Source organism: Marinobacter profundi, from assembly GCF_002744715.1.
GTDB classification, from domain to species: domain Bacteria; phylum Pseudomonadota; class Gammaproteobacteria; order Pseudomonadales; family Oleiphilaceae; genus Marinobacter; species Marinobacter profundi.
This window is the reverse complement of the sequence record NZ_KZ319370.1, coordinates 22051-45867: the sequence shown is the minus strand read 5'-3', so window position 1 is coordinate 45867 and position 23817 is coordinate 22051. Positions and strand designations below refer to the sequence as shown.

Genomic DNA, 23817 nt, shown 5'->3' with positions numbered 1-23817 from the left:
ATAGAAGGCCGGTTCGGTATCGGGTACCAGTCAGCGGACACCCGGCTTTCAGTCATCATCCTGTTTGATCCAGTTAGACGTCATGCTCACCCCGTGGCGTGACTAACCCTTCAGGAATCGTTGTTCATCGAACACCCTCTGATGCTTGAGCATGAAGTAGGCAGCACGGCCGAGCTTGTGGGCCAGTGCGGATAACGCCTTTGCCTTGTTCATGCGTTTCTGGAGTTTCTGTAGGTAGCGCTGGGCCTTGTCAGTGCCGCGCAGGTACAGCACCGCCGCCTCAGAGAAAGCCCACTTCAGGTGGGCATTGCCGATTTTGTTGCCCTGGGTGCCGTAGACCTTGCCGGCAGACTCGGCTTTGCACTTGATGAGTCTGGCGTAGGATGCGAACTTCTGGACTGACTCAAAGCGCTGGATATCACCGATTTCGTAGAGAATGGTCAGCGCCAGGATGCGCCCTACACCGGGAATGGTCCTCAGCACACTCAGAGAAGTGGGATCATGTTGTTTGGCTTGCCGCTCCAGGTGTTCTTCAAGCTTGGTCAGCTCACGGTGATAGCATTCGATGATGGCCAGGTCGAGATCGATGTTGTGCTGGACATCCTGCCCGGCAAAGGCCGCCTGGACCTGTTCCCGGGCTCCCACATTCTTCAGGTTTACCTTGTTGGGCGGCAGGTTATATTGGCTGGTGGTATTCACCACATGGGCTTTGAGCATGGCACCATGTTGGACAATGCGGGTGCGTCGACGCAGCAGGTCGCGAGTGGCCCGCATCTCCTTGGGATAGGTATAGGCCAGAGGGAAGTTGCCGCCTTTCATGAGCATGGCAATCTTGAACGAGTCGGTACGGTCGTTCTTGGTTTTACCGCCATGAATGGCCTTCATGTACAGTGCGTGGTCCAGGATAAAGTGGATACCCTGTTCCTCGCACAGATCCGAGATCCAGTACCAGCAGTGCATACATTCGACACCCACGACCAGGTCATCTCGGAAAGGTTTGAGCAGGGCGAGTAAGGGTTCCGGCCGGGCTTTGATCTCCTTGTGCAACAACACCTCCCCTTGCTGGTCGATGATGCAGACATACAGGCTGCGGGCGTGCAGATCGATTCCACAATAGTGGCGGTGGGTGCTATGGTAAAAGTTCATTGAGTCTTCTCCCTTGTAGTGCTTGGTCGCCTTCCAGCTTAGCGGGCAACCGCTGGGCTGGGGAGAAGGCTCAATCAGTATCAATGCCATTCACAGGACACCAAACTCTTTTCTGCGCTACGAGTTTGCCGCCTGTGATGGCTGGCGTTAAAGCTGAAAAGCCGAGTCGTGGCACCTGGTACCCATCCGTGTCAAAATTGAGCGATATGTGAACGAGAGGTTTTGTCCATGAATCTCCAGAAAATTGAAGACGAGGCGCTCCACCTCCCTAAAGAGGAGCGAGCCCAGTTGATCCAGCGACTGGTGTTGAGTCTGGAGTCTCCGTCAGAAGAAGAGCTCAGGTCCGATTGGTTGCTTGAAGCGCGGCGCAGGGGTGAAGAGCTCGACAATGGCACAGTTCAGGCTGTGTCTGGTGAGGATGTCATGAGGAAGGCTAGAGCACTGATTAAATGAACTATTCTTTTCACCCGGCAGCGGAAGCCGAGTTCCTGGAATCAGTTGGTTATTATGAATCAAAAGTTCCGGGATTGGGTGGTGCCTTTATAGAGGAATTTGAGGCCCTGGCCAATTTAATTGGCGAGTCACCAAAAGCCTGGCAAGCTGAGTTGCCGCCAGATATTCGTAGAGCGCCCCTTCACAGGTTTCCCTTGTCTATCGTTTACCGAGAGAGCCCTGATGGTTTTCAGGTTCTGGCTGTTGCCCATGACCGCCGGCGCCCGCAGTACTGGCTGGGACGGCTTTAACAATCGGCTGCACAGCGACCGATTTTCAGCCGCTTCGAGGCTCCAGACCGGCGCGTTAGGCGCGACTGCTCACCTTTATATTTGGACTTCGCATGCGGCATTCTGAAAGACACAGAACAGATCGGATCGGCTGGCTTCGTGCTGCGGTTCTTGGTGCAAACGACGGGATTGTTTCTACTGCGAGCCTGGTCCTGGGTGTGGCGGCCTCAGGGGCGGACTCTAAGGCTGTTTTGGTTGCAGGCGTTGCTGGTCTCGTCGCAGGCGCTATGTCGATGGCAGCGGGTGAGTACGTGTCAGTCAGCTCTCAAGCCGACACTGAGGAGGCCGACCTTGCCAGAGAGAGAGCCGAGCTGGCTGATACGCCTGAACAAGAGCATGCGGAGCTTGCCGAGATTTACGTTAGGCGCGGTTTAGACCGGGCGCTCGCAGACACAGTAGCAAGTCAACTGATGAAGCAGGATGCACTGGGGGCGCATGCCCGCGATGAACTTGGCATTTCAGAAGTCTCCACGGCCCGCCCAATTCAGGCTGCGCTCGCGTCAGCAGGCACATTCTCGGTAGGTGCGGCCCTTCCCCTGTGCGTCGTCTTTCTGTTTCCGGTGTCGCTGCTTATGTGGGTCGTCCCCGGCAGTTCGCTGTTTTTCCTTGCCTTGTTAGGCTCATTGGCAGCGAAAGTTGGCGGCGCTCCTGTTGTTAAGGCTGCCTCTCGGGTTACGTTTTGGGGGGCCTTGGCAATGGCTTTGACGGCTGGGGTCGGTGCGCTCTTTGGCGTGGCCGTATGATTTGCTGGCGGTGCATTCTCTCGCCTAACCAGGCGCTGCTGTCGGACAAATTTTACGCTGCGCTCCAAATTTGCCGCAGAGCGCGGTGTTAGGCAAGAGCATGGAATCCGCAGAGAAGACTAGAAACTACCGCAGCTTTTCTTCTGCTGCGAAATCAAGATTTCGTCCGATGGCAGAGTTGCTGGGATATGAACAAATCACAGCCACGGCCTGGATGGCTCCGGGGCTGTTTGTCGTTGCTTTATCTTCACAAAACGGTGTAATCGTTATTCTGCAATCAAATGGTGATTGAGGCGATCCATTGTATGGAGCAGCAAGCGTCAGCCATCCTGATCCTGTAACTCCTCTGCTGGCGGCCACCGTTAAGAACACAGGAGTGTCAAAATGTTTGATTACACAACGATTCACTGGGTGACATTTCTGGTTGCGGCAGTTCTTCTGAACCTTTCCCCAGGCCCGGATATCGCGTTCATTTTAGGGCAAACCTTGCGCAACGGACGCCAACACGGGTTTGCTGCGATGTTTGGTATTTGGACGGGGGCGGCATTGCATGTCGCTATGGCCGCAGTGGGCCTTTCTGCCATCCTTGCCACGTCCGCGCTGGCGTTTTCGATTGTTAAGTGGGTGGGCGCCGCCTATTTGATGTGGCTTGGTATCAGAATGCTCTTATCCCGTGGCGACTCCTTCGTGCCCGGTGAGGGTGTTCGCCATCAACGACTGCATTCAATTTATTGGCAAGGCGTGTTGGTTTGCACACTTAACCCGAAGGTAGCGGTATTTTTCCTCGCGTTCCTGCCACAGTTCGTCGTGGAAGGTGCTGGTTCTCCAGGTGCTCAGCTGTTGTTGCACGGAAGCCTGATCATTGTTGTCGCGGCGCTCATCGAGCCACCGTTGGTTATGATGGGGTCAAAGCTTGGGGTATTCCTGAGGCAGAATCGACGAGTTGGCTTATGGATGGATCGCGGCCTTGGCGTCGTATTCGTCGCACTGGGTGCGCGGCTTGCTGCCAGTACCAGGTAATGCAGGTGAACATCGGGGGCTGCGAAACCTCCGGGCTTCAGGTTTTTACGCAGACGAACAGGGCGTTACCGGAGACGCCGTCCCAGGGGATGATCTTTTCATAGTCATGTTCGAAAATGTGGACGTCGAAATACCGCCGGAGCAGGCGGTCGAAATCATCAAAACCCAGTGCCACCATGGCGTGTTCATCCTGCCAGGATTCGGTAACCTCCAGGGTGGTTTTGGCGATACTCAGTTTCAGTGATTGTTGATCCCCCTGGCCGCAGTAATGCCAGCCAGACCGGAAGGTAAAGCTGCTGTCGTCGTGCTCAGTGGTATGGCTGACATACAGGTTGTTGTTGATCCGGTTTTTGTCGACCGCGTTGAAACAGAACACCCCGTTTTGGGTCAGGGCGTTATGGGCCCTTTTGATGCATGCTTCCAGTTTGTCGATACCCGCGCTGTAATGGATGGAATACAGGAAGCAGGAGATCAGGTCGAAGGGGTGGTCGAATTCAAAGCTGGCCATGTCCTGGCGGGTGAACAAGGCTTCCGGGCAGCGTTGCCGGGCGCGATCCAGCATGGGCTGGTTGATGTCCAGGCCGCAGCTGTCGTAGCCGGAATCGATAAAGTGCCGGATGTGCGGGCCGGTTCCACACGCCAGGTCCAGGTGGCGGCGGCCCTGGTTGCCAAACAGCTGGTGTAGCCGCCGCACGCCGTTGCTTTGCGCCGGGTAGTTGATGTCGGCACACATCAGGTCGTAGTAGCCCGACAGGTCGGTGTATAAGGCGTTGGCGGACATGTGTACCTGGCGCGGCGGGCGGGATAGCATCGGTCACGTATAATATCGCAAGCACTCAGGCGCAGATAGCCTGGAAAACGCATACTCCACCACTCAGCACGAGGCTGTGACTATGTCCGACGGAACCTACACGCCACCGAAAGTCTGGAAATGGGACGCTGCCAGTGGCGGCGCGTTTGCCAACATCAATCGCCCCATCGCCGGCCCGACCCATGACAAGGAACTGCCGGTGGGCAAGCACCCCCTGCAGCTGTATTCCCTGGCCACGCCCAACGGCGTGAAAGTCACCGTTATGCTGGAAGAGCTGCTGGAAAAAGGGCACAAGGGCGCCGAATACGATGCATGGCTGATCCGGATCCACGAGGGCGAGCAGTTCAGTAGTGGTTTTGTCCGGCTTAATCCCAATTCGAAAATACCGGCCCTGCTCGATCGCAGTGAGGACCCGGCGGTGCGGGTATTCGAGTCCGGCTCGATACTGCTGTACCTGGCAGAAAAGTTCGGTGACTTCCTGCCGCAGGACCTGCGCAAGCGTACCGAAACGTTCAACTGGCTGTTCTGGCAAATGGGCAGTGCGCCGTTCCTCGGAGGTGGGTTCGGGCATTTCTACGCCTATGCTCCGGAAAAGTACGAGTACCCGATCAACCGCTTCACCATGGAAGTCAAACGGCAACTGGATGTCCTCGACCGTCAGCTGGCGGATAACGAGTACGTGGCCGGCGATGAGTATACCATTGCCGATATGGCAATCTGGCCCTGGTATGGCGGGGTGGTGACCAATACGGTTTATGAGGCTGCGGAATTTCTGGAGGCCCACAGCTACAAGAATGTGTTGCGCTGGGCCAGTCAGCTGGCAAGGCGACCGGCGGTCCAGCGGGGGCGTATGGTCAATCGCACCTGGGGTGAGCTGGCCAGGCAGCTTCATGAGCGCCACGACGCCAGCGATTTTGAATTACGCACCGAGGACAAGCTGCACCCGGAGCAGGGCGACTAAGCGGCTAAATGGTATTGGCCGACTGACAGGAGATTGGTGATGACGAATACCGACGAGGTCACCCGGATTGCGTTTGCGGAGCTGAAGACGTTGCTGGCCCGGGTATTCGAGCGTCATGGCACCTCTGCCGAGGTGGCTGCGGTGCTGGCTGACAATTGTGCCAGTGCCCAGCGGGATGGCTCGGAGAGCCACGGGGTGTTTCGCATTCCCGGTTACCTGTCCACCCTGGCCAGTGGCTGGGTGGATGGCAGGGCCGTACCGCAGGTGGAGGATATCGCACCCGGCCTGGTGGCGGTGGATGCCGGTAACGGTTTTGCCCAGCCGGCTCTGGCGGCGGCGCGTGGTTTGCTGCTGGACAAGGTAAGGCACAATGGCATCGCCATGCTGGCGATCCGCAACTCCCACCACTTTGCCGCCTTATGGCCGGACGTCGAGCCCTTTGCCCGTGAGGGACTGGTGGCACTGGCGTTCGTCAACAGCATGGCCTGCGTGGTGCCCTATGGCGGCAGGAAGCCGTTGTTTGGCACCAATCCCATCAGTTTTGCCGCCCCCCGGGCGGGTGCTGATCCGCTGGTGTTCGATCTGGCCACCAGTGCCATTGCCCACGGCGACGTGCAGATTGCTGCCCGGGAAGGCCAGCTGCTGCCCGAGGGCTACGGGGTCGACAGTGATGGCCGGCCGACCTGTGACCCGGCGGCCATCCTTAACGGCGGTGCGTTGTTGCCCTTCGGTGGTTACAAAGGTTCGGCGTTGTCGATGATGGTGGAGTTGCTGGCGGCGGCCCTCACCGGAGGGAATTTCTCGTTCGAGTTTGACTGGTCGCAGCATCCCGGTGCGAAAACCCCGTGGACCGGCGAGTTGTTGATTGTCATTGATCCGTCCAGAGGTGCCGGCAGTAATTTTGCCGAGCGAACGGCAACCCTGGTCCGGGAAATGGCAGCCGCCGGCCAGACCCGTCAACCCGGCGACCGCCGCTATCGCCAGCGGGCCGAGTCCGCTCGGGCCGGAGTGGCCATTGCGAGCGAGGATCTGGCGTACCTCCGGGGCTTGCTCGGTTAGCCGGCGGTGATGTCGCGGGTGAGGCTGGCGCCCCCGCCGGATTGGCGGCGGTCCTCCCGGAACAGGTGGCCGTAGGCCCGGCGCAGGCCATCCACGATGAACTGGTGGGGCAGGTCGTCGAAGACGCCATGGTCGTTGATGTATTCCATGTGGGCGTCACCGCTTGCGGTATACTCCTGGAACACTGAGTCCCGGACACCGTCGAACTCCAGGGGCTCGACGTTCATCATGGCGCACAGCTCGGCGTTGAAGGCCGGTGTGGCTTTGACCCAGCGGCCGTTAAGGTAGAGCTCGATGTAGCCGTGCATGCGGAAGATGTCGGATTGCAGCCACTCGATGAGCCTGGGGCTGGACAGATGGTTCTTCACATCGGCCAGGCCCAGCCGGCTGGGAACGCCGATGGCCCGGGCAGCGGCACCCAACAGCACCGCTTTTGGGATACAATAGGTCTCTCCGGATTCAAGGGCATAGCTGGCGCTGAACGTCGCCGGGTCGGTCCGAAACACGTAGGGGTTGTAGCTGATCTGGTCACGAACCGCCAGGTACAGCGCGCGGATCCGCTCCAGCGGGTCTTCCCCGACGCCCTCAAGCTGGCGTTCCAGCCAGTGTTGTACCTGGGGGTGGTCGTAATCGAAAAAACGCGTTGCCTCAAGGTATTGCTGCATGCCTGGGTATCCTCGACCGGTGCGGTGGGCTGGCGGTAGGGCTCGCAAACCGTGCCTGCAACCCGTGATAATCCCCGAGTGGTCATGGGGCTGCAATGATGTTTCCGGACAATCTGACTGACCGCAGATGCCAGTCGACTTGTCCGGTATAGCCAAAAACTATTCTTGGTTTGAAAATAATTAATTTAAATGAAGCGGGCAAAGCCGTTAAGGTGTCATCCGTAACTTCATCGACCCGGATTCAATACCGGAAACCAACCAACAGGAGTCTTTCTTTCATGGGTATTGTTAACTCTGAAATCAAACCGTTCAACGCCACCGCATTCAAGCAGGGTGAGTTCGTAGAGATCTCCGAAGCCGACGTTAAAGGCAAGTGGGCGGTGTTCTTCTTCTACCCGGCCGACTTCACGTTCGTTTGCCCGACCGAGCTGGGCGACGTGGCTGACAAGTACGAAGAGCTGCAGAAGCTGGGTGTCGAAGTGTTCTCCGTGTCTACCGACACCCACTTCACCCACAAGGCATGGCACGACACTTCCGAGACCATCGCCAAGATCAACTACTACATGGTAGGCGACCAGACCGGCACCATCACCAACAACTTCGGTGTTATGCGTGAAGGCCAGGGCCTGGCAGACCGTGCCACCTTCGTAATCGACCCGGATGGCATCATCCAGGCTGTTGAGATCACTGCTGAAGGTATCGGCCGTGACGCGGACGACCTGCTGCGCAAGATCAAGGCTGCCCAGTACGTTCGTAACAACCCGGGCGAAGTATGCCCGGCCAAGTGGAAGGAAGGTGAGAAGACCCTGGCTCCTTCCCTGGACCTGGTAGGCAAGATCTGATTTGAGTTCAATCAGAGACTTGTGAGAAAGGCCCGCGCTGCGGGCCTTTTTTATGGCTGCTCTATCAGAGTCATGGTCAGAAATAGTAAACGGCTATCAATAGTTTTGTGTGAATCAATTTGAGCTTTCTATAGCCTGGCCGTATTGTTGAACCATCATAACGGCACAACCTGTGTTACCTCAGCGTCTTAGGGCGCTGGCTGGCCAAAACTTCATTACCGATCAAGGGGAATACCTACATGCTGGATACCAATCTCAAGGATCAACTCAAAGCGTACCTCGAGAACGTCAAGCAACCCATCGAGCTGGTTGCCGCGCTGGACGATAGCGCCAAGTCCCGGGAGTTGCATGAGCTGCTGACCGAGATCGCCTCACTGTCGGACAAGATCACCCTGACAGAGGACGGTGCCTCCAACATCCGGCGGCCGTCGTTTGCCATTAATCGTGTTGGTACTGACATCGGTGTCCGCTTTGCCGGTATCCCCATGGGCCACGAATTCACCTCGCTGGTGCTGGCCCTGCTGCAGGTGGGCGGCCATCCGTCCAAGGCCAGCCAGGAAGTGATCGAACAGGTCCAGGCGCTGGACGGCGAGTTCGAGTTCGAGACCTACTTTTCACTGTCCTGCCAGAACTGCCCGGACGTGGTGCAGGCCCTGAACCTGATGGCAGTGCTGAATCCGAAGGTTCGCCACACCTCGATCGATGGCGCGCTGTTCCAGGACGAAGTGGAACAGCGGGAAGTGATGGCGGTGCCGAGCATCTACCTCAATGGCGAGCCTTTCGGCAACGGCCGGATGACCCTGGAGCAGATCCTGGCCAAGGTGGACACCGGTGCCGAGGCCCGCGAGGCTGAGAAGCTCAAGCAGAAGGACACCTTTGAAGTGCTGGTCATCGGTGGTGGCCCGGCGGGTTCGGCGGCGGCGATCTACGCCGCCCGCAAGGGCATCGCAACCGGCATCGCTGCCGAGCGGTTTGGTGGCCAGGTGTCGGACACCATGGGCATCGAAAACCTGATCTCGGTACCCTATACCGAAGGCCCCAAGCTGGTGGCGGCCATGGAGCAGCACGTTAAAGAGTACGACGTGGACATCATGAACCTGCAGCGTGCCGACAAGCTGATTCCTGCCGCGAAGCCTGGCCAGGCCCACGAAGTACGGCTGGCCAACGGGGCGTCACTGAAGGCGCGCACGGTGGTGCTGGCCACCGGCGCCCGCTGGCGTCAGCTGGGCGTGCCGGGTGAAGCCGAATACCGTAACAAGGGGGTGGCTTACTGCCCGCACTGTGACGGCCCGCTGTTCAAGGGCAAGCGCGTTGCGGTGATCGGTGGGGGTAACTCCGGCGTGGAAGCGGCGATTGACCTGGCCGGTATCGTCGGTCACGTCACCCTGCTCGAGTTCGGTGCCGAAATGCGTGCCGATGAGGTGCTGCAGAAGAAGCTGCGCAGCCTGAAGAACGTGGACATCGTCACGTCTGCCCAGACCACCGAGGTGACCGGTGCAAACGGCAAGGTGAGCGGCCTGAACTACACGGACCGCAATTCCGGCGAAACGCACCACGTGGCGCTGGAAGGGGTGTTTGTCCAGATCGGCCTGGTCCCGAACACCGAATGGCTGAACGGCGATATCGAGCTGAGCCAGCATGGCGAGATTGTGATCAACGAGCGCAACGAGACCTCCATTCCGGGCGTCTTCGCAGCGGGCGATGCGACCACCGTGCCGTACAAGCAGATCGTCATCTCCATGGGTGAGGGATCCAAGGCTGCGCTGAGCGCCTTTGACTTCCTGATCCGCAACAGCGCGGAAGACTGATCAGCTGCGGTTCAGTTCGTAAGCGCAGATATTGACGGCGGAGGCGAGATTGAGGGATTCAATCTCGCCTTTGCCGTTTATGGTATAGGGCGTTGCGCCCAGCCGCTGCAGGGCCTCGGTCGGCACCCCCCGGGCCTCGTTGCCGAACAGGTAGCAGTCATGCTGCTGAAAGCCCGGCGCAGTGAGCCGGTCACCGTTCAGGTCGAGGCAGGCAATGCTGAAATAGCGGGCGGCCAGGTCAGCCAGCGGCACCTCGGTTTCCAGTGGCACGTGGAAAATGGCGCCCATGCTGGCGCGCACGACTTTCGGGTTGTAGGGGTCAACACTGCCGGGGCTGAGCAGGCAGCGGAAGCCGCCGAACCACGCCAGGGTGCGCAGAATGGTGCCCAGGTTGCCGGGGTCCTGGACCTCGTAAAGGTAAATGGCTTTTTCACCGGCCTCGGTGTCCCGGGCGGCCGCCAGCCGGGGCAGGGGCACCACCGCCAGGATGCCCTGGGGTGTGCGGGTATCCGCCAGCTGTGCCATCTGGCGTTCGCTCACCGGATGGATGCGCAACGGGCTCTGCCAGCCGGCGTGGGCCGGGGTCACATAGAGTTCGGCCTGGCGCAGGGCGGGCTGGCGGACAGCCGCCTTCTGCAGTTCCAGCACCAGGTGTTCGCCTTCCACCAGGTAGTGGCCGAAGGCCTGCCGGTACTTCTTCTGGTGCAGTTTCTTGATGTCGTCCAGTTTCACGGCTGCGTCCCGGCAGGAGCGGCGGCGTCCCCGCTATGGCTGCCCTGCAGGTCCGCCACCATGGCCAGGGCCAGGGCTTCCGCAACCTTGATGCCATCCACGCCCGCCGACAGGATACCTCCGGCATAGCCGGCCCCTTCACCGGCCGGGTACAGCCCGCGGACGTTCAGGCTCTGCAGGCTGGCGTGATCACGGGTGATGCGCACCGGCGACGAGGTGCGGGTCTCGATGCCGGTGAGTACCGCGTCGTCCCGGTCAAAGCCGCGGATCTGCTTGCCAAAGGCGGGCAGGGCTTCGCGGATGGCTTCGATGGCATAGGGCGGCAGCGAGGGTGCCAGATCCCCCAGCCGGACGCCGGGTTTGTAGGAGGGTTCGACCTCGCCCAGGGCGGTGGAGGGGCGGCCTTTAATAAAGTCACCGACCAGCTGCGCCGGCGCGCAGTAGTCGCTGCCGCCGAGTTTGTAGGCGTTGGCTTCCAGTTGCTCCTGCAGTTCCACGCCGGCCAGCGGGCCGCCGGGGAAGTCCTCACCGGGGTGAATGGCCACCACGATACCGGCGTTGGCGTTGCGCTCGTTGCGGGAGTACTGGCTCATGCCGTTGGTCACTACCCGTTCCGGTTCGGAGGTGGCGGCGACCACGGTGCCGCCGGGGCACATACAAAAGCTGTATACTGCGCGGCCGTTGCTGGCGTGGTAGACCAGTTTGTAGTCCGCCGCGCCGAGGGCCGGATGGCCGGCGTATTTGCCGAGGCGGGCCTGGTCGATGAGCGATTGCGGGTGTTCGATGCGGAAGCCGATGGCGAAGGGTTTGGCTTCGATAAAGACGCCGTTGCGTTGCAGCATGCGGAAGGTTTCCCGGGCACTGTGGCCCAGGGCCAGCACCACATAGCGGCTGCTGATCCGTTCTCCGCTCGCCAGCTCGACGCCTTCGATGCGGCCGTCGTTGAGCAGCAGGTCGGTTACCTTGCTTTCAAAGCGGATGTCCCCGCCGAGGTCGATGATTTCCTGGCGCATGGCGGCCACTACGCCGGTCAGCCGGAAGGTGCCGATGTGGGGCTTGCTGACGTAGAGGATTTCTTCCGGGGCACCGGCGCGGACAAACTCCTGCATGACCTTGCGGCCGTAGAACTTCGGATCCTTGATCTGGCTGTAAAGTTTGCCATCGGAAAACAGCCCCGCGCCGCCTTCACCAAACTGCACGTTGGATTCCGGGGTCAGGGTTTTCTTGCGCCACAGCGCCCAGGTGTCCTTGGTCCGCCGCCGGACGTCCTTGCCCCGTTCCAGCACAATGGGACGGAAGCCCATCTGGGCCAGTAGCAGGGCGGCAAACAGACCGCAGGGGCCGAAGCCGATCACCACCGGGCGCTCGGTCAGCTCAGCGGGAGCCCGGGCCACCGGGTGGTACCCGGTATCCGGGGCCGGGCGCACGTGGTTGTCGGCGGCAAACCGGTCGAGGATAGCGGCTTCGTCGCGGGCCCGCAGATCGATGATGTAGACAAACTTGATCTCGGTGTTTTTTTTGCGCGCATCGTAACTGCGCTTGAACACCGTGAAGTTGAGCAGGTCCGCGTCCCAGATCTTGAGCCGCTCGAGAATGGCGGCACGCAGGGCGCTTTCAGGGTGGTCCAGTGGCAGGGCCAGTTCGGTAAGGCGGATCATAGTCAGTCCTGCCCGGAAGCTCCGCGTCACAGGGCACAGGGTGCTTGCCGGAGATGCCGGGTGGTGAAGTCGGGTTGAAAACGGGCCAATTGTACGTGTGCCGGGGGCGGTTGTCAGGGTTTTGCGGCTGCCGGGTGGGGCACGTACAATGGTGGGCAGTATCCTGCCGTCTGTCTGGCAACCGCCTGAACCATTGAATGAGTCACTATGGCCCGATCCAAAAGCAGTAACCGCTGGCTTGAAGAGCACGTTAACGATCCTTTCGTCAAACAGGCGCAGGTGGACGGTTACCGCTCCCGGGCCAGTTACAAGCTCCTCGAGATCAACAAGAAAGACCGGCTGATTCACCCCAACATGGTGGTGATGGACCTGGGCTCTGCCCCCGGTGGCTGGTCCCAGGTCGCCGCCGACCTGGTGGGTCACAAGGGCCGGGTGGTGGCCTCCGACATCCTGCCGATGGATCCCGTTGCCGGGGTTGAGTTCATTCAGGGGGATTTCACCGAAGATGCGGTGTTCGAGGCGATCATGGCGACCCTCGAGGGTGCGCCGGTGGATGTGGTGATCTCCGACATGGCACCGAACATCAGCGGCGTGAATGCCGCCGACCAAGCGGCTTCCATGTACCTGGTGGAGCTGGCGCTGGATATGGCCCGCCAGGTCCTCAAGCCCAAGGGCAGCTTTGTCGCCAAGGTGTTCCAGGGTGAAGGCTATGACGACTACGTCAAGGCGGTGCGCGCAGTGTTCGACAAGGTCGTGGTGCGCAAGCCCGAGTCATCCCGCTCCCGTTCGCGGGAAGTCTATATTGTCGGCAAGGGTTTCAAGGGATAACCACCACAGGCAACCTCCCCGGACCGGGTCTATGCTCTTGGTAAGACTCGTTCAATCACATAGCTGACCTCCCGCAGGGTGGCCTTGGGGCTGTCGTTCAGGGAGGCGTGGGGAGAGGATTATGTTGCTGGCCGAAAAAACCACCGGGCACCTGGTGGAAATCCAGGATTTGCAGGCCCTGTTCAATCCGTTTGCCGCCACAGTGAGCGGTTGCCTGCATTTCGGCGAGGAAGCCCAGGATCCGGAGCAGTTCGACAAGCAGGGTTTGGGGTTCCCGTCGGGTGAGGCCTTGCCACGCTGCTGGACCGATCCGGATTACCGGCGCGGTTAGCTGGCAGAGTGCCGCAAAGCAGCCATCCACCTGTCCGCAAGAGCTGTAAAAAAAGCCCCGGCGAGGCCGGGGCTAAAGGTTGCAGGTGCTTCTGCAGTCAAACCAGGTGCCCGCTTAGCGGTCTTCGTAGCGTTCGTGCTTGAAGAACACTCCGGAATCACCGAACTGCGAGGCAATCAGCGGTGAGGTCAGGGTAATCTCGCCAATCTTGACGGCGCTGTTGCGGCGCTCCTCGGCATAGCGGCGGTTCAGCGACGGGAAGATCGAGGTGCGGATGTCTTTGCTGGTGGCATAGACGTCATACACCCGGGTGCCCTCGCTGAGAGTCATCAGGCTTTCCCGGAAATCATGGGGCTCACTGGGGAAGCTTGCCTTGAGGTCGGCATTAGGTACGAAGTAGACCTGGACCGGAGCCTTCGGTGCTGCCACCGGGGTGCCATCCTGGGTGACTTCGGAGATGTCGTTGACCATCAGCCGGGTCGGCTTGGTGGTCACCAGGGAGAACAGCGTGGTGCTGCCGAGGGTGTCGTTGACTTCCGGTGAGACGTAATTCGACAACTCGTTGGCAAAGAAATTGTGGTTCTGGTCCTGACCGGAGAGCGTGTACAGCGCAGACACGTTCCGTGACCGCTGGCCGTCGGCGAACAGTTTCAGGGCCAGGCCCGGCGCAAAGCCGCGATCGGCCGGATCGCCGGTGACCGACAGCCGCAGCAGGCCGTGATCCGCGCCCTGGAACAGCCCGGTGTACGGGGTGCCCGGTACCGCCTTGAAGCTTACCCGCGCCATTACCGCCTGCGGATGAATCGGCTTCTCATAACCGGCCGGAGCCACGTCGGAATCCCGCTTGACCTTGTCCCAGAGTACCGAGCTGATCAGACCGCCGATGTCCACCGGTTGCAGGGCGGGCAGTTCGCCGTCACGGTATTCGGTGCGCATGGCACCGTTGGTCCACAGGTGCATCTGCTTCTGCCGCGCGGTCCAGTTCTCGTAGTCGGCCGGCATGTTCAGGCCCCAGGGCTTGAACGCGTTATCCATGCCCACCAGGCTGCTGGCCAGGTTGGGGTAATGGCGCCGGATCACGTCCACCATGGTGTTGCCTTCGACCCAATCCATGCCTTCCGGGGTGTAGATTTCCGGGCGGTAGTCGGAGGTAAAGAAACGGTCGGTCATCAGCCGGCGCGACGCGTTGAGGATGAAGATCTGGAACGAGGTTTCGCCGAAGCCGAAGCCATCGGGACGGGTTTCTTCCGCCAGTGAGCCCACCAGGGTGTCGATCATTTCCACGTCACCGTTATACAGGCGCTTGAGGTTGGCCAGTAACTGCGGATTGGAGGTCAGGTCTTCGAACTTGGTGATGGGCTTGAGGCCGATCTGGCGGCGGAACTCGTTGTAGCGCGGAACGCCACGCTCACGGTCACGCAGGATGTCGATGGCGGCCATGTCGATGTCGCCGACAATGGGCATGGACAGGTTGCGCATGAAGTCCGGGTAGTTCTCGAGGGTAAGCGCACCCGGATGGGTGATGCCGAAGGAGTACCACATACGGTCGGCGCCGACGCTGTCGAGGATGTCCTCGGCATTGCCATCGCGGGTGGCGGGCACCGGAATCACCTGATCGATGATATTGGAGCCGATGTCATAGACCTCGATGTCGTCCCGCAGCAGAGGGTGCATCCGGTAGACCGACACGAACTCCTCGGTCAGGGTGTAGGGCACGTCGTAGTTGTTGGGGGTACGGGCACCGACCAGGCCGCCGAGGGCGTGATCGATGGTGCCGGCGTCCATGTTGGCCAGGTCGTTATCGAGACCGAGCATGGTCAGCAGATTGCCGAGGCTTTCCACGTCGTTATTGAGCATGTCGAGGGCGTTCTGGAAGAACTCGCGGTTCTCCAGGTCGCCGCCAATGCCCCACCAGTTGGCGTACATGGCGCGCTCGAGGATGGGGTTGGCGAGAATGGCCGGCGTCCACTCCACGGTATGGATCTTGGCCATCAGGGCGGCGTTGATCAGGCGGGCCTTGTCGTACAGCCACTGGTCAGTGGCGTCCGGATAGCTTTGCTTCAGGGTGGTGGCAATGGCGTTGTGTTCGAGGGTGAACAGGCGATGCATCATGCTCAGCCCGACCCACCAGTTCTCGTTAAAGCCGGTAACCGGTTTGCCACTCCAGAATTCGGTGGGCAGGGTGTTGTCGCCGTCCACCTTCAGTTTGCCGTCGACGAAGGCACGCACCTTGTCGTTGGTTGCCTTGTCGCTGCCATAGAGCTGCGAACCGTCCCACCAGTGCGTGTTGGTGTTCTGGTAAGTGACCGGCAGGCTGGTTTCGGTCGGTGTCCGGCTGGCATCCGGCTGGGTGCGGCGCACGCTCATGGTGCCGCTGCCAAGCGGGTCGCCATCGGGCAGTGCGAATTCGATCGGATTGCCTTCGGCGTTGGGGCCGTGGTCAAACCAGTCGTGGACCATGAACTGGATCCAGGCGGCGGCAATGAAATTGACGATGGTGGCCGGCTGGAATTCATCGCCACGGGCCATCAGTACGTTACTGACTTCCCGCGGATTCGGTGTCAGCAGGATGTCCTGTTCGGTTTCGGCGAACACGGTGGCGGGGTCGACGTTGCGACCGAAGCGCTTCATCGCCGAGCCTTCCGCGGGGTTTGCCAGGATGTTACAGGTGCCGTCCTCGGTACGGGCGGTCAGGCTGCGTTCGTCACAGACGATCTGGGCGTTGTAGCGGTCCCAGTTTTCCATGTCGAACATGTTGTTTTCCAGCAACTCGGTGCGTTCAGCACTCAGCACCAGCAGTCCGCCCACTATTCCGAGCGAACCGAACTTGGTGAGTGCGGGCCAGGTGACCCAGGGGGTTATAGCCATTTTCGATCTTCCTTATGCTTCGTCGATTGTTCTTGTCGGTCTTGCCGGGTGTTGCAGTGGACGAGCATTTCCGATCGGGCAAAAACTGGCCCCCTCCCCGGGGAGGGGGGAGCTAGGGAAAACCGCTGGGGTGAGTGGGGCGGAGTTAAAAATGTGACGGATTACCGTTGTGCCAGTCGTGGCCGGCGACAGGTTACGATAGGCCGCATCCGTTATCGCGCTCGTTACCGGGCGACGGTGCGGTGTCGCAGGACCGCTTCGGTGCGGTTGGAGACGCCCAGCTTGCTGTAGATGTTCTTGAGGTGCCATTTGGTGGTGGCGATGGTGATACCGGTGCGGATACTGATGTCGTTATTGCTGAGCCCGGCCAGCAGGTGATGGTAGATTTCCTGCTCTTTGTCCGTGAGCAGTGTGGTGGGGTCCGCCGCCGAACTGTGGGCTGCTGTCGGCTCGAGGGCATCCCGGAAAACGTCGATATACTCCGTTGGCAGCGGAAAGACACCGCAACGGTCTGCTTCCATCAGCAGCGAACCAAACCCCGGCGCCTCATCCAGCACACTGCGGGAAAAGCGCATCAGGCCGTAGGCCATGACGGTGCGTCGCAGGGCCTGGCTGCGTGCCAGCCGGTCGTGTTTGCGGGCGGTGACCACCAGCAGGTTGGCTTCCAGCACCACCGCGCGGCTGATGATGCCGGCGGGCTCGACTTCCCGAATCAGTACCCGCAGGATGCGCTCGGCGGTGTCCAGGCGCCGGTTGGCCTGCAGCCAGTACACCGCGGCCAGCCCCAGCCGCTCCCAGCTTTCGGTATAGGGTCGCTGGCGGTCCCAGGTGCCGGCGCTCACCTCTTCCGGGATCCCGAACTGCCGCGCCGCACTCTCGACCAGTACCCGGTCTCCGCTGATAAAGGCCTGGCGCAGAGACTCGGCAGCCAGGTGGCTGTCGAACCGATCGTAATTGCCCGGACGCAGGATGCCCTGCAGCTTGCCGATCAGGTGGCGGGCGCGATCCGGCTTGCCCTGCTGGAACAGGGTGCGGGCATGGGTGAGGTAGACCGTGCTGATCACTTCGGTGGCGGACGTCGCATTGAGTCGGGGCAGCAGGTCGGCACAGAGGTCGTGCGCGTCGTCCAGGCGGTTCTGTTCATAGAACGCGACGATCATCGCGGTGCTGCGCAGGATTCGCGCCGGGCTGCGGGGTGGCGTGTCTTCGAAGGCCTTCTGGACGTCCCTGTGGACAATATCCAGGCGCCCCATGGTGCGATTGCACAGGGCGATGATCAGGTCCACATAGGCCGCCATGAAGCGATGGCCCTGATGGAGGAATTCCTCGCGGGCTTGCAGGGCATGGCGCAGGGCCAGGTCAAGGCGGGCATGCTGAAGGTGGTGGTAGGCCACCATGCAGAGGGTGAAGGCATGCAGGTAGTGGTCTTGGCTCTGCAGCAGCAGGTGCTGCAGATCGTCCCGTACCAGGAAGTCGGTATCGTGCTGGAACAGTTCCAGGTGCAATTCGAGGAAACGGATCACCAGGGGCAGGTCCCCCTGCGGCTCGCCGTCGGCGGAGTGATGGCGGCGAAACACCTCCAGCAGGCAGCCGGCACGGTGAAACTGCCGCGACAGGGTGAGGGTACAGATCAGTGGCGGGGCAATCTCCGGCCGCAACAGCAGGTTACTGCCGGCCAGTTCGTCCGCCCACTGCAGGATTCGGTAAAAACTGCCTTCCTTGCCCCAGGTGTTGAAGGCTTCGGCCAGTATGGTCGCGAACAGGCCGCTGTCGCCGCTGTCCCGGGTATGGCGCAGGGCCCGGTCCAGGTCGCCCTGGCGCTGAAAGTAGTCGGCGGCGCGGCGGTGCAGGCCGCTGATGATGTCCGGTGACTCCACCGCCAGCCGGCTGGCGAGGAAATCCCGTAACAGGGTGTGGTAGCGGTACCAGCCCGGGCGGTTCTCAACCGGGATCACGAACAGCTGGTGGGCCGCTACCCGCTCCAGGGTCAGTGCCGAGCCCGTGCGTTGCAGGGTGTGGTCGCACAGTGGGCCGCTGATCTGGTCGAACAGTGCGCTCTGGACGAACAGCTCCCGTTGCTCCTCCGGTAACCCGCGAAACACCACATCCCCGAAGTAATCGACCACTTCCGGCTGCCGGCCATTGAAGCAGGCGATGGCCTCCAGCCCGGTGCGGGAGGCGGCGAGCAGCGCCAGCCGCAGGCCCGCCATCCAGCCCTCGGTGACTGCCAGTAATTGGTCTACTGCCGCTGCCGTCAGGTTCGGGTCACCCAGCCGCCGGCACAGTTCGGCGGCCTCCGCGGCCGTTACCTGCAGGGCCTGCTGGTCGATGGTCTGCAGCCTGCCGTCCAGCCGCAGCTTGCCGAGCCGGAGCCGGGGCAGGGTGCGGCTGGCAAAGATCAGGTGAAGTGCCGCCGGTGGATCCTCCAGCAGGCAATCCAGGGCTTGCAGAACCCGGCTGTTACGCAGGTTCTGGAATTCATCAATGATCAGGGTCAGGTGCTGGCCGGTTGACCGCACCGCGTCGGCAAAGGCGTCGGCGGTGGCGGCCGGAGGCAGGCCGGTACGGCTGTCGAAGGGGTTGAAGCGGGTGGTATCGAAGGCCGGCGCGATGCGTCGAATCGCGTCGGCGAGCCGGTTGAACAACCGGACCTGATCGTTGTCCTCTTCGGTGAGCGATAACAGGACGGTATCCGGAGCGGTTGGTGAAGTGGCCCATTGCTGCAGGAGGGTGGACTTGCCGCAACCGGCCGGTGCCAGCAGCAGGGTCAGGGCGTAGTGCTGGCTCTGCTGCAGTCGCTCCTGCAAATGCGGGCGCAGCAGACGACTGTCGGAGCAGGTTTCCGTGGTGGTCATGTCCGGTACCGGCGTTTGGTTGTTGTTGTCGTCTGCCCGACGGCACCACTGGGCATTGTCCGACAGTTACCTTAGCCAAATGTCGGCGGCAGGACTTATGACCAGTTCACAGTGTGATTTAATGGTGGCAGGGAACTGACTTTGGCAACCGGGGCAGGCCGGGTGCAGGGCCAATTTGCCGGGATCCTGAAAGCGATAAGGTTGATGGGTATGACATCCACCATGGCCGTGGCCGCCTGCCCGGGCAGGTCGATAACGCCAATAATGAGAGGTCCCTGTCGTGAGCCAGCAACACTTTGACGTCCTGATTGTCGGAGCCGGCGTATCCGGTATCGGTATGGCCTGCCACCTGACCCGAGAATGTCCCGGCAAGTCCTACGCCATTCTCGAACGGCGCACTGCTATCGGGGGCACCTGGGACCTGTTCCGTTATCCGGGTATCCGCTCGGACTCCGACATGTTCACCTTTGGCTACAATTTCCGGCCCTGGACCGGGGGCAAGGTGTTGGCGGACGGGGCTGCCATCAAGGCCTATGTCGAGGACACCGCCCGGGAATACGGCGTCGACCGGCATATCCGGTTTGGCGTTGCGGTGAAATCCGCTGACTGGTCGAGTACCGACCGGTGCTGGCGGGTCACGGCGGTGAACGAAGCCAGTGGCGAGACCAACAGCTTCACGGCCAATTTCCTGGTTGGCTGCACCGGTTATTACAACTATGACCGGGGCTACAAACCGGACTTCCCGGGAGAGGAAACCTTTCAGGGCCAGATCGTCCATCCCCAGCACTGGCCGGAAGATCTCGATTACCGCGGCAAGAAGGTGGTGGTGATCGGCAGTGGCGCAACGGCGATCACGCTGGTGCCCACCATGGCGGCGGAGGCGGCCCATGTCACCATGCTGCAACGCTCGCCGACCTATCTGATGCCGCTGCCGTCTACCGACAAGGTGACCCTGGCGTTGCAGAAGGTGTTGCCGGCAAAGGTTGCTTACCGGATTACCCGGGCCCGCAATATTTCCATCGCCCGTCTGCTGTACGAGCGCTCCCGCCGGAGCCCGAAGGCCATGCGCCGGTTGTTCCTCGGCATCATCCGTCGCCAGCTCGACGGTAAGGCCGACATGCGGCACTTTACGCCGGACTATAATCCCTGGGACCAGCGTCTCTGTGTGGTGAAGGATGGCGACCTGTTCAAGGCCATCAAGTCCGGCAAGGCATCGATCGCCACCGATCACATTGACAGCTTTACCCCCACCGGCATCCGGCTGAAGTCCGGTGCCGAGCTGGAAGCGGACATCATCATCCCGGCAACCGGGCTCGATATCCAGATGCTGGGGGGCATCCAGCCCTCGGTCGATGGTGAGCCGGTGGTGTTGAAGGACAAGATCATTTACAAGAACGTGCTGGTGGAAGGCGTGCCCAATGCCGGCATGATCTTCGGCTATACCAACATTTCCTGGACCCTGAAGGCAGACATCGCCAACGAGTACCTGTGCCGGCTGTTCAATTTCATGGACCAGCGCGGAATCCGCGTGGCGACGCCGCGGGACCGGGAAAACAGCCGTGGCGAGGATACCATTCTGGGCTCCCTCAGCGCCGGCTATATCCAGCGGGCTGCGGACCGATTGCCGAAGCAGGGCACCCACGGCCCCTGGAAGTCGTCACAGAACTATCTGGAGGACGTAAAGATCCTCCGTTTCGAGCCCATCGAAGACGGCTACCTGGAGTTCGACGGCCAGCCCTCCCGCAAGGGACAGCGCCCGGCCGCCGGTTTCCTCAGGCCGTTACGTTCCGCGCTGTTCGGATCCTGACGGCAAACGGTCCCGCGGCGACTGCTGTGAAAGATAGTGCCGGGCACTGGCGCGCAACGCGCTGGTGAGCTCCGGTTGCCGGATTCCGCCGGGTACCATGAAGGCATCGGTGGCCGCAGTATCAAACCGTGTGGTACCGATAAACTCGAGGGATTCCGGCGCTACGCGCAAAGCCCGGGCCAGCATCGGCAAACGCAGCAAGAACTGCATCAGCCCCACTGGCAGGTGGCGTTGCGGCGCCTTGCAGCCGAGCTCTGCGGCCAGGATCGCCAGCAGATCCCGGAGTCCCGGAGTAGCCGGGTCCAGGGCGAGCAGACGGGCCGGCACTTGCGGTTGCAGGCAGGCCGCGCTGATGACCTCGCTCAGATAATCCACCGTGACCAAAGGCAGCCAGTGCGCAGGGCTGCCGGGTACCATTGCCATTCGGCCATGGTAGAGGTTGTCCAGCAGGCTGAAGAACGGCTGCGCCGGATCCAGATCGCCACTCTGACGGTGACCGATGACGGTTGCCGGTTGGACCTCAATCATTTCCAGCCCGTTGTTGCTGGTGAACTGGCGTACTGCCCATGCGCCCTCCAGTTTGCTGGCTTCGTAGGCGCCTACCCGTCGGTACACCTTCGTCCAGTCAGTGCACGCGGCAGAGATGCCCAGGCGTTCCAGATGGGGCTGGTTAGCGAGCATGAAACCGCTGACGAAAACCAGCCGGCAGCCCAGCTTGCCGGCCAGTGCGGCCACCCGCAGGCTGCCGGTAACATTGGTGTCTTGTGCGGCGGCCGCAGCCAGGCCCCAGCCAAAGCGGGCGGCCAGATGAACTACGGCAGTAATATTTTCCGACGGCTTCTCCAGCCCGAGGTCGGACCGCTCAAGGTCGCCCGCCAGTGGCGTGATCAGCGTGCCGTCGCCACCGTTACTGTTGACGAATCGACGCAGCGGGTCCAGCGCTCCGGGTGAGCGCAGCAGGGCAATGACCCGGTGGCCATCGCGGGTCAGGGTTGTGCACAGGTGGCGGCCGATAAAACCGGTAGCTCCGGTAACGAGAATGGTCATGACAGGCTCCTTGTGTTGGCATCAGGAGGCAGCCTAAAGTGTAGAGTGAGCTCTAAGGTCAACAGCCAGGATGGATCCTATGCGAATTGCTGAACTGGAACGGCGTACCGGAGTAAGCCGTCATGGTTTGCGCTACTACGAGCGGGAAGGTTTATTGACCGAAGTCCGGAGGAGCGCGAACAACTACCGCGATTATCCGGAACAGGCAGTCGAGCGGGTGCGGATGGTCTGCGAGCTGAAGGCGCTCGGGTTCTCGTTGCGGGAGATTCGTGAGTTGCTCGAGGCGCTGCGCACAGACCGCATCGATTGTCTCGAAGGAGCCCGGGTGATGGCGCAGAAGCGGGCCCGGGTCGAGCGTCGCATTGCCGAACTGAGCCGGGTGCGGGATTTGCTGGCCGCCGAGCAACAACGGCTGGAAGACAGTGCCCGCTGCCATGGCCTTGCCGATGAGTCGCCATAAATGCGGATAGCGGACCACCAGGGCGCGGCCTAAGATGGCTTGCCTTGACCCCCTTCCTCTGACCCCCTTCCTATGGAGCCAAGCCGTGTTGCTGCGTTCAGTCCTTGCCTATGTTGCCCTGGCGGCAGCCTTGCTGGCGTTGCTGCCGGGCGCCGAAATGCTGGGTGCGGCGGCCGTCGCCCTGGTGGTGATGCTGGGCTGGCAGGACATGCGCAAGGTGCCGCGGGCGGTGTTTATTGTCGCCATTCTGGCACTGGTGTTTGCCCTGGGGCGGGATCCGGCACTGATTGGCCAGGCGGCGGCCAACATGAGCCGGCTGGCCGGGCTGGTACTCGCGGTGATGTTGTTGTCGTCGGTGCTGGGTCGTTCCGGTGATTTGCGGCGGATTTCCGCCAGCCTGTTCTCCGGTAAGCCCGCTACCCGCTATCTCAGCCTCGCCTTCGGCACGGCCCTGGTCTCCATTCCGCTCAATTTCGGCTCGGTGGCGGTCGTGGGCAGCCTGGTGGCGGAGCGCATCCGCAGCCGGGGTGATTCACCGGAAACCCGCAATGCGACCCGCGCGGTGCTGCGGGGCTTCGGCTCATCACCGGCGTTTTCGCCGTTGTCGATTTCCGTGGTGCTGACCCTGACCCTGTTGCCCGGCCTGGGCATTTTCTCGCTGTTGGCACTGGCGATTCCGTTTTCTGTAGCCCTGATCCTCGCCGGGCTGGTGTGGCGGGTGCCGGAACCGACGCAGACCGACGTGGCTGCGGAACAGACCGCAGGGTGGGCCAGCTGGACCCGCTTTGGCGGGCTGATTCTGGCCATCTGTGCCGGTGTTTTTGTGTTTACCCACAGTTACAGCCTGAGTTATGCCCACAGTGTGACCCTGAGTTGTATGGCGGCCGTGATTGCCGCACGCCTGCTGAGCTGGCTGCAGCGGCAGAACCCGCCGCTGGTGAATATGGGCAATGTCAGTAACGAACTGGCGATCGTGGGCGGATCGGCATTTATCGGCGCAGTGATCAGCGGTGCGGTACTGGGGCAGGTCAGCGGCAGTCCGGAGTGGCCGCTATGGGCCTGGGCCCTGCTGGCGGCCAGTGTGCCCTGGACCTACTTTGTTGCCGGTCTGCTCGGGGTCAATCCGATCGTGGTGGGTACCCTGGTGGGGGGGATCCTTGGTGCGGTGTGGCCGTCGGAGGCGGTGCTTGGCCTCGGGATTGGCATGGTGACCGGCTGGTCGGTCACCGCCTTCGGTACCCCGTTCGCCGCCAACGCGCTGATCATGGAGCGGCTGACGGGGTATCCGGCCCGGGATGCCTCCTTGCGCTGGAGTCTTGCCCTGTCGTTCTCCGGCCTTGCGGTTGCAGGCCTGCTGGCGGCGGTGACGACCACACTTCTGCTCTGACCGCCAC

The 23817-nt window shown here is 61.3% G+C and carries 22 protein-coding genes; 14 read left to right on the top strand and 8 right to left on the bottom strand.

The genetic code is table 11. The annotated features are described in order from the left end of the window. Window positions 1-102: 102 nt before the first annotated feature. Window positions 103-1146, bottom strand: coding sequence for an IS110 family RNA-guided transposase (locus CLH61_RS08225; protein ID WP_099614249.1), 1044 nt, complete (start codon window positions 1144-1146; stop codon window positions 103-105). 228 nt (window positions 1147-1374) lie between these two features. On the opposite strand from CLH61_RS08225, the gene CLH61_RS08220 reads away from it, so the two are divergent. The 5 genes from CLH61_RS08220 to CLH61_RS08210 all read left to right on the top strand — a co-directional run bounded on the left by CLH61_RS08220 (window position 1375) and on the right by CLH61_RS08210 (window position 3691). Beyond that, complete coding sequence (locus CLH61_RS08220; protein WP_091853959.1) at window positions 1375-1599, top strand: addiction module protein; 225 nt, start codon at window positions 1375-1377, stop codon at window positions 1597-1599. Continuing rightward, window positions 1596-1889: a type II toxin-antitoxin system RelE/ParE family toxin gene (locus CLH61_RS18325; protein WP_143752130.1), complete on the top strand. Its 294-nt coding sequence runs from the start codon at window positions 1596-1598 to the stop codon at window positions 1887-1889. Before CLH61_RS08220 ends, CLH61_RS18325 begins: the two co-directional genes overlap by 4 nt. A gap of 92 nt (window positions 1890-1981) precedes the next feature. Continuing rightward, entirely contained in the window at window positions 1982-2671 is a 690-nt protein-coding gene (locus CLH61_RS08215) for a VIT1/CCC1 transporter family protein (RefSeq protein ID WP_099614248.1), read from the top strand. 100 nt (window positions 2672-2771) lie between these two features. Then, on the top strand, window positions 2772-2963 hold the full coding sequence (locus CLH61_RS18320; protein WP_143752128.1) for a hypothetical protein: 192 nt from the start codon (window positions 2772-2774) through the stop codon (window positions 2961-2963). 92 nt (window positions 2964-3055) lie between these two features. Beyond that, window positions 3056-3691 carry a LysE family translocator gene (locus CLH61_RS08210; protein ID WP_099614247.1) on the top strand — a complete coding sequence of 212 codons (636 nt, stop codon included), beginning with the start codon at window positions 3056-3058 and terminating at the stop codon, window positions 3689-3691. A 37-nt stretch (window positions 3692-3728) separates the two neighbouring features. On the opposite strand, the gene CLH61_RS08205 is transcribed toward CLH61_RS08210, so the two are convergent. Then, window positions 3729-4472, bottom strand: a complete 744-nt coding sequence (locus CLH61_RS08205; RefSeq protein WP_099614246.1) for a class I SAM-dependent DNA methyltransferase — start codon at window positions 4470-4472, stop codon at window positions 3729-3731. A 112-nt stretch (window positions 4473-4584) separates the two neighbouring features. On the opposite strand from CLH61_RS08205, the gene yghU reads away from it, so the two are divergent. Then, the gene (gene yghU, locus CLH61_RS08200) at window positions 4585-5463 is read left to right on the top strand and encodes a glutathione-dependent disulfide-bond oxidoreductase (RefSeq protein WP_099614245.1); all 879 of its coding nucleotides are present in this window, start codon (window positions 4585-4587) and stop codon (window positions 5461-5463) included. Between the two features lie 39 nt (window positions 5464-5502). Continuing rightward, complete coding sequence (locus CLH61_RS08195) at window positions 5503-6522, top strand: Ldh family oxidoreductase (RefSeq protein ID WP_099614244.1); 1020 nt, start codon at window positions 5503-5505, stop codon at window positions 6520-6522. On the opposite strand, the gene CLH61_RS08190 is transcribed toward CLH61_RS08195, so the two are convergent. After that, complete coding sequence (locus CLH61_RS08190) at window positions 6519-7187, bottom strand: transglutaminase-like domain-containing protein (RefSeq protein WP_099614243.1); 669 nt, start codon at window positions 7185-7187, stop codon at window positions 6519-6521. The genes CLH61_RS08195 and CLH61_RS08190 overlap by 4 nt on opposite strands. A gap of 278 nt (window positions 7188-7465) precedes the next feature. Here CLH61_RS08190 and ahpC point away from each other — a divergent pair, with 278 nt between their 5' ends. Together ahpC and ahpF are read left to right on the top strand one after the other, a co-directional pair. Further along, window positions 7466-8029, top strand: a complete 564-nt coding sequence (gene ahpC, locus CLH61_RS08185) for an alkyl hydroperoxide reductase subunit C (protein WP_099614242.1) — start codon at window positions 7466-7468, stop codon at window positions 8027-8029. Window positions 8030-8268: 239 nt separating this feature from the next. Further along, the gene (gene ahpF, locus CLH61_RS08180) at window positions 8269-9837 is read left to right on the top strand and encodes an alkyl hydroperoxide reductase subunit F (RefSeq protein WP_099614241.1); all 1569 of its coding nucleotides are present in this window, start codon (window positions 8269-8271) and stop codon (window positions 9835-9837) included. On the opposite strand, the gene CLH61_RS08175 is transcribed toward ahpF, so the two are convergent. Then, window positions 9838-10569 (bottom strand): TrmH family RNA methyltransferase, encoded by a 732-nt coding sequence (locus CLH61_RS08175; RefSeq protein WP_099614240.1) that lies wholly within the window; start codon window positions 10567-10569, stop codon window positions 9838-9840. It abuts the gene before it with no gap. After that, window positions 10566-12227, bottom strand: coding sequence for an NAD(P)/FAD-dependent oxidoreductase (locus CLH61_RS08170; protein WP_099614239.1), 1662 nt, complete (start codon window positions 12225-12227; stop codon window positions 10566-10568). Before CLH61_RS08170 ends, CLH61_RS08175 begins: the two co-directional genes overlap by 4 nt. Window positions 12228-12434: 207 nt before the next feature. On the opposite strand from CLH61_RS08170, the gene rlmE reads away from it, so the two are divergent. Together rlmE and CLH61_RS08160 are read left to right on the top strand one after the other, a co-directional pair. Continuing rightward, the gene (gene rlmE / locus CLH61_RS08165; protein WP_099614238.1) at window positions 12435-13055 is read left to right on the top strand and encodes a 23S rRNA (uridine(2552)-2'-O)-methyltransferase RlmE; all 621 of its coding nucleotides are present in this window, start codon (window positions 12435-12437) and stop codon (window positions 13053-13055) included. Window positions 13056-13176: 121 nt separating this feature from the next. Then, a complete protein-coding gene (locus CLH61_RS08160) occupies window positions 13177-13386 on the top strand; it encodes an acetyltransferase (RefSeq protein ID WP_099614237.1) in 210 nt (69 codons plus the stop codon). A gap of 114 nt (window positions 13387-13500) precedes the next feature. Here the strand turns inward: CLH61_RS08160 and CLH61_RS08155 are convergent, their stop codons facing one another. Further along, the gene (locus CLH61_RS08155; protein ID WP_099614236.1) at window positions 13501-16254 is read right to left on the bottom strand and encodes a peroxidase family protein; all 2754 of its coding nucleotides are present in this window, start codon (window positions 16252-16254) and stop codon (window positions 13501-13503) included. A gap of 224 nt (window positions 16255-16478) precedes the next feature. Next, the gene (locus tag CLH61_RS08150; RefSeq protein ID WP_099614235.1) at window positions 16479-19109 is read right to left on the bottom strand and encodes a winged helix-turn-helix domain-containing protein; all 2631 of its coding nucleotides are present in this window, start codon (window positions 19107-19109) and stop codon (window positions 16479-16481) included. A gap of 280 nt (window positions 19110-19389) precedes the next feature. On the opposite strand from CLH61_RS08150, the gene CLH61_RS08145 reads away from it, so the two are divergent. Continuing rightward, window positions 19390-20916: a flavin-containing monooxygenase gene (locus tag CLH61_RS08145; RefSeq protein ID WP_099614234.1), complete on the top strand. Its 1527-nt coding sequence runs from the start codon at window positions 19390-19392 to the stop codon at window positions 20914-20916. Here CLH61_RS08145 and CLH61_RS08140 read toward each other — a convergent pair. Beyond that, window positions 20890-21963 (bottom strand): NAD-dependent epimerase/dehydratase family protein, encoded by a 1074-nt coding sequence (locus CLH61_RS08140; protein WP_099614233.1) that lies wholly within the window; start codon window positions 21961-21963, stop codon window positions 20890-20892. The two genes, CLH61_RS08145 and CLH61_RS08140, sit on opposite strands and share 27 nt — an antisense overlap. 79 nt (window positions 21964-22042) lie before the next feature. Between CLH61_RS08140 and CLH61_RS08135 the strand changes: the two genes are divergently transcribed. Further along, on the top strand, window positions 22043-22423 hold the full coding sequence (locus CLH61_RS08135) for a MerR family transcriptional regulator (protein WP_099614232.1): 381 nt from the start codon (window positions 22043-22045) through the stop codon (window positions 22421-22423). A 34-nt stretch (window positions 22424-22457) separates the two neighbouring features. After that, complete coding sequence (locus tag CLH61_RS08130; RefSeq protein ID WP_099614231.1) at window positions 22458-23810, top strand: hypothetical protein; 1353 nt, start codon at window positions 22458-22460, stop codon at window positions 23808-23810. The last annotated feature ends 7 nt before the right edge of the window (window positions 23811-23817 follow it).